Genomic DNA, 6370 nt, shown 5'->3' on the forward strand with positions numbered 1-6370 from the left:
ACGAGTCTAAACGACATTTGTCACATCCTATGTTTAGCCTGTTACAGATTGGTTACATGCGTATGACTAATATAAAGATTATATGATAAAGTGCAACAGTTGGTTTTTTTTGTGCAAATGCATGATAACCTTAAAACTAAATAACTGAGATAAAGAAATAGGGGAGGAAGAAAAGGTGCGCAAACGTTTATTTAAAGACAATCGACAAATCGCCTATACTTTGGCTGGTATTGTGATGTGCGTGGTAGCCTTTTTCATCATTCGTGCGTTTACGAATACGAATCGTATGTCTGCAGAAGAAAAAACTGAAACAGTAGCAACAGCAGTAAATGCGCTCTATTTTGACAACTCCTATACTTTCTTAAAAGCGGATATTCAACAAGATGAGATTACTGAATTAACTGAAGAAGTAGACAGTTTAAGAGATAGTGACGATAAAGATGTCCTTGTTGAACGCATCGCTTCGGTTCAACAACGGTTTGATCTACAAAGTCAGATAAATGATTTATTTGATAAAGCACATTGTGGTCATGGTGAAGCAGTAATTAATGGGGCGACGATTAAAGAATATGTCCTCGTAGATGAGGAAGTGACCATTGATGAACTTGATTTACTTCGTGATAATTATTCGAGCGAATTGGCGTATGAAGATGATGGATTCTATCATACAGCCACCACATTGATCGATGAGGCTGAAAACCAGGTCAACATCATTGAAACGTATAAAAATGATTTACTAGCAATTGAAGAAGATCGTTCATTAACTTATGACCGTTTAGAAGATAAGCTCATAGAGTTTATTGAACGCGTCAATAAAATTGAAAATCCTTGTTTACAAGATAAACTGTTAGAAATGATTGCAGTAAGTGATGAAGAAGCTACACAAAATATCTTTAACCGCTTAATAAAAGAAGCGGAAGCAGCGAATAAATCGGCTGAAGAACTAGCTAAAATTCGTAAGGAAGGTCAAGCAGCCATTAAAGCCTCAAAAAGGCGCATAGCTGATTTACAAGCTAAACGTGAAAAAATTATGGCTTCTAATGATGCATCAGCCACCTTAACATTACGGCAAACTTCAGACCGTCCATCTTTTGGTGTGAATACGAATGTCACTTCTGGTGTATTAGCATCCAAAGAATCTGAGCAAAGTACTTCACGGTCATCAAGTCGTAGCAATGCATCTAGTTCATCTAGGACTGTTGCATCAAGTACTAATGTTGGTTTATCTAGCTCATCAAGTGGTGCTGAATCAACGCCTGCTAGTGAATCATCTACTGATGGTCATTCTAGTGAAGAAATCCCTTCTTCAACAAGTTCATCATCGAGTGATGCATCAAGTGCTTCTAGCTCAAGTTCGAGCGTTGCAAGCACAAGTGGTTCAAGTAGCGTATCAACAAGCAGTTCAGGTGATAGTGCTTCAACATCTACTTCAAGCGCTGCTTCCTCATCGAGTGCATCCGAGTCTTCAAGTGATGACTCAGATATTGAAGATGGTGCTGAAAGTGATTCTAGTCAGATGGATGAATCATCCTCTTCTTCAAGTAGTGGTTCAGTGATAGAAGATAGTGAAACATCATCTGATTCACAACAGCAATCAGCGGTTGAATCAAATACAACAGAACGACCTCAATCATCAGTTGCAAGTGATTCAGTTACTGACTCCAGTCAAATTCCATATGGATCACCAGAATAATGAATAGTTAAAGTTCTTTGAAGCAGTTAGTGTAAAAGCTAGCTGCTTTTTTAATTTTCTACTATAATTTAAAAGTTTTTTAACTAGAATAGGCTTATAATTCAGTCGGGTTATGGTAGAATATTAGGGATTATAGGTGCTTACTTATAGTATATATATAATGAAATGGGTGAAAAAATGCAAAAAAACGGAGAATGGACGAACTGGTACCGCGTAGTTATCGTGGCAACAGAAGCGTTAATCTTGTTCCTTTCTTATCTTGTTTCATTCTTTTTGCGGTATGGTCGATATGTACCTTTGAAAAACTATGAAGCTTTCCAAGGGGCAATTGGTTGGATATTAATCATCTTTGTAATTATTAATATTTTATTTGGGGTTTATATCCTTTACGATAAAACCAAAGGTGATCTCTTCTTCATTACCATCATCAGTCAGGGTATCTTAGCGGTTGTTGCTATGGTCTTAAGTTTTGCTGGTAGATGGTTAGCCTTTCCGCGTTCAGTCGTCTTGATTGATTTTGCGGTTAGCGTAGTCATGCTTTACATTTTTAGAGCCTTAGTTTTCGATATTTATCGACGCTATGCATCTACAAAACGGGTAATGATTGTTGGATCTGAAGAAGCGGTTTTCCCGGCAATATATAATTTCAAAAATTCAAAAAGTACACGTCATATCGTCACACATGTGGTATTAGAAGATTACTACCGCAATGTGAAGAGCCGTTTAGATGAGTATGATATTGTATATCTAGCATCGCAAATTGATGAAAGTGAAAAATTAAAAATTTATGACTTGCTGATGCGTGCCAATAAAAAACTATTCTTAAATTCTAAATTTGAAAACCTGGTAATGGTTAATCCAAATATTATGAATTTTGAAGATGAATCGATTATTGAAACCTCAGACTTCGCAATTCCAGCGGACCAAGCGTTGATCAAACGAGGGTTAGATATTATGATGGCTTCAGTTGGTTTAATCTTAGCCTCACCAATCATGTTGGTTACAGCGATTATTATTAAATTAACTTCTAAAGGTCCAGTATTTTACCGCCAAGTACGTATTACTAAAGGTGGCGAAGAGTTTGATATCTTGAAATTCCGGTCTATGACAACGGATGCTGAAGTAAAATCTGGTCCAATGATTGCAACGAAAAATGACGCACGTGTCACAACAGTTGGTAAATATATTCGTGCCTTACGTATCGATGAATTGCCACAGTTATTGAATGTGTTACGCGGCGATATGTCCATGATTGGACCACGTCCTGAGCGACCATTCTTCGTGAACCAATTCCAAGAAGAAAACCCGCATTACTACCTACGTCATAACGTACAAGCAGGTATCACAGGATACGCACAAGTCTACGGTAAATATGCCACAGACTTTAACTCTAAATTGAACTTTGATTTAATTTACATCAAACAATATTCAATGTTCCTAGACTTTAAGATCTTATTACAAACCATCAAAATCCTCTTCGACAAAGTATCCTCATCAGGAATTGACGAAGACGAAAAACCAACGGTAACAAGAGAAGAAGCAGAAGAAATGAACATCGACGTCATAGGATAGGGTGTGAGCGTCGACGCCATGAAAGGAACCGTTGGAAGATGAAGGCAGTAGATGGCGAAGCCAGCTACAAATTCATCTGAAACGCAGTCCTTTCTGGAGACGCGAACCCGACTAAACAGGGTGTGAGCTTTGGCGATCAGGCAGGTAACACTGGAAGGAATATGCCGTAGCAAGTTTACTTGCAGCAAGTATTCCTGAAGTGGAGACCGGACTGCCAAAGCGAACCCAACTAAATAGGATGTGAGACCGCTGATTTCTAAACAAATCAGTTCTTCATTCAAATTGTTATAAACGAAAAGTCAATTAAGCGTTAGCGACAGTCATATATACTGTTTGCTAACGCTTTTTTGCTTACTAAAACAAGGATATAAGTACCTAGAGGTGACAACTAGTTGAGGAATAGTGGTATAATAAGGAAAGTCAAATTGCAATTCTTGGAGGGAATAAGAAAATGAAGACAACGACCAACGATAGCCTGGCACTTCATACAGATTTATATGAAATCAATATGATGAAGACTTATTGGGATGCTGGAAAAGCTGACCAACAAGCGGTTTTTGAAGTATACTTCCGTAAAAATCCGTTTGAAAGTGGCTATGCCATTTTCGCAGGCCTAGAACGTGTCATTCAATATGTACAAAATTTAAAATTTACCGATGATGACATCGCATACTTACGGGAAACACAAAATTATCCGGAAGCTTTTTTAGACTATTTAAAAAACTATCATTTCGATGCCACAATTCGTTCCATGGAAGAAGGGGAAATTGCCTTTTCAAATGAACCCTTGATGCAAATTAAAGGGTCATTAGCTGATTGTACGTTAATCGAAACAGCAGTATTAAATATTATCAACTATCAAACATTAATTGCAACCAAAGCATCACGTATCCGTAATGTCGCTGGGGATGATGCATTAGCTGAGTTCGGTTCAAGACGTGCCCAAGAAATGGATGCGGCTATTTGGGGTGCTCGTGCGGCTTACATTGGTGGATTCGACTCTACTTCAAATGTACGCGCAGGTAAATTATTCAATATTCCAATTTCAGGAACCCATGCACATGCTATGGTACAAGCTTATCAAAATGATTATGAAGCGTTTAAAGCTTATGCAAATGCCCATGAAAAATGTACATTCCTGGTAGATACTTACGATACCCTTCGTTCAGGCGTACCAAATGCAATTAAAGTAGCCAACGAAATGGAAGATAAATCACGTTTTGTTGGCGTTCGTATCGACTCAGGTGATATTTCTTACTTATCATCAAGTATCCGCAAGATGTTGGATGAAGCAGGTTATCCTGATGCAATCATTTCTGCTTCAAATGATTTAGATGAAAAAACAATCTTAAACTTGAAAATGCAAGGCGCTAAAATTGATGCTTGGGGTGTAGGTACTCAGCTAATTACTGCCTTCGACCAGCCAGCTTTAGGGGCTGTTTACAAACTATGTGCTATCGAAGATGAAAATGGCGATATGGTCCCAACAATGAAAATTTCTTCATCTCCAGAGAAGATTACGACACCAGGAGAGAAACAAATTTGGCGTATTACCCGCAAGAAAGACGGTAAATCTGAAGGGGACTATATTACAACCATGAATGAAGATCCTAATGACGCTGAGTCTATCTTCATGTTCCATCCAACTTATACATATATCAATAAGACGGTTCGTCATTTCAATGCGCGGCCATTATTAACTACCATTATTGATAAGGGTGAATTAGTTTACGATATCCCAACACTAGAAACAGTGCGCAAATTCTCTCGTGAGCACTTGGAAGCCTTATGGTCAGAGTATCGCCGTATGTTGAATCCAGAACCATATCCAGTTGATTTATCTCAAGAATTATACGATTTAAAAATGAATTCAATCGCTGAAATTCGTGAACGCATCAACGAAGACTCAGTTGATGAATAAAGAAATAGAAGGGGAGAATACCATGCGTCCATTACAAGAAGCAATTATAAATGCCTTAAAAGTAGCACCTAGTATTAATCCAGAAGCAGAAATCAGACGTACCATCGATTTCATCAAGGCCTACTTTCATAAGTATCCATTTCTAAAAAGCTTAGTATTAGGCATTTCTGGTGGGCAAGATTCAACCCTAGCTGGTAAACTATGCCAAATGGCCATAACTGAAATACGCGAAGAAACTGGTGATGATAAATACCAATTCATCGCAGTCCGTCTTCCTTATGGTAACCAAGCCGATGAAGCGGATGCTATGGACGCTATAGATTTCATGGCAGCTGATCAAACGGTACGTGTTAACATCAAGCCAGCCGTTGATGCGACCGTTGAACAATTGGAAAAGGGTGGCCTAGACATTTCTGACTTCAATAAAGGTAACATCAAAGCTCGCCAACGGATGTTAGTACAATATGCCATCGCAGGTGAAAATGCAGGCGTTGTTGTTGGAACAGACCATGCTGCAGAATCAGTCACAGGCTTCTATACCAAGTTCGGTGATGGCGCAGCAGATATCCTACCTATCTGGCGGTTAAATAAACGCCAAGGACGTGCTATCCTAGAATATTTACAAGCACCAGAACACTTATATGTCAAAGTACCAACAGCTGACTTAGAAGAAGACCGTCCTGGCTTAGCTGATGAAGTAGCCCTAGGTGTTACTTACCAAGACATAGACGACTACTTAGAAGGCAAAGAAGTAGCCCAAGAAGCCGCTGAAAAAATCGAAAACTGGTACCTAAAAACCCAACACAAACGAGAATTACCAATCACCGTTTATGACGAATGGTGGAAATAGGGTGTGAGTGAGACCGTTAAGCTCAATAACGCTGGAAGACTATAGCCGTATCACACGAGTGTGATGCAATATAGTCTGAAGCGGACTTGAGCTGGTCGAACGAACCCGACTGGATAGGATGTGAGGCAGGGCGTCCAGATAGGAGACAATGGAAGAATAGTGCCGTGGCACACAAAGTGTGACGCAAACTATTCTGAAGTGGACACCTATCTGCCCTGACGAACTCAACTTCATAGGATGTGAGCACCGACGCTCAGAAAGAAAACGTTGGAAGATTAGTGCAAGTAGATGACACAGTCAGCTACAAACTAATCTGAAACGCAGTTCTTTCTGG

At 39.2% G+C, this 6370-nt stretch carries 4 protein-coding genes; all 4 read left to right on the plus strand.

Translation table 11 applies throughout. The features are described from left to right. Positions 1-175: 175 nt before the first annotated feature. Positions 176-1693 (plus strand): cell division site-positioning protein MapZ family protein, encoded by a 1518-nt coding sequence (locus tag HMPREF3116_RS03490; RefSeq protein ID WP_070467814.1) that lies wholly within the window; start codon positions 176-178, stop codon positions 1691-1693. A gap of 177 nt (positions 1694-1870) precedes the next feature. Then, entirely contained in the window at positions 1871-3265 is a 1395-nt protein-coding gene (locus HMPREF3116_RS03495) for a sugar transferase (protein WP_180960930.1), read from the plus strand. Between the two features lie 451 nt (positions 3266-3716). Then, a complete protein-coding gene (locus HMPREF3116_RS03500; protein ID WP_070467816.1) occupies positions 3717-5186 on the plus strand; it encodes a nicotinate phosphoribosyltransferase in 1470 nt (489 codons plus the stop codon). 22 nt (positions 5187-5208) lie between these two features. After that, positions 5209-6036, plus strand: a complete 828-nt coding sequence (gene nadE, locus HMPREF3116_RS03505; RefSeq protein WP_070467818.1) for an ammonia-dependent NAD(+) synthetase — start codon at positions 5209-5211, stop codon at positions 6034-6036. The last annotated feature ends 334 nt before the right edge of the window (positions 6037-6370 follow it).

The organism is Aerococcus sp. HMSC10H05, assembly GCF_001806975.1.
Taxonomy (GTDB): Bacteria; Bacillota; Bacilli; order Lactobacillales; family Aerococcaceae; genus Aerococcus; species Aerococcus viridans_B.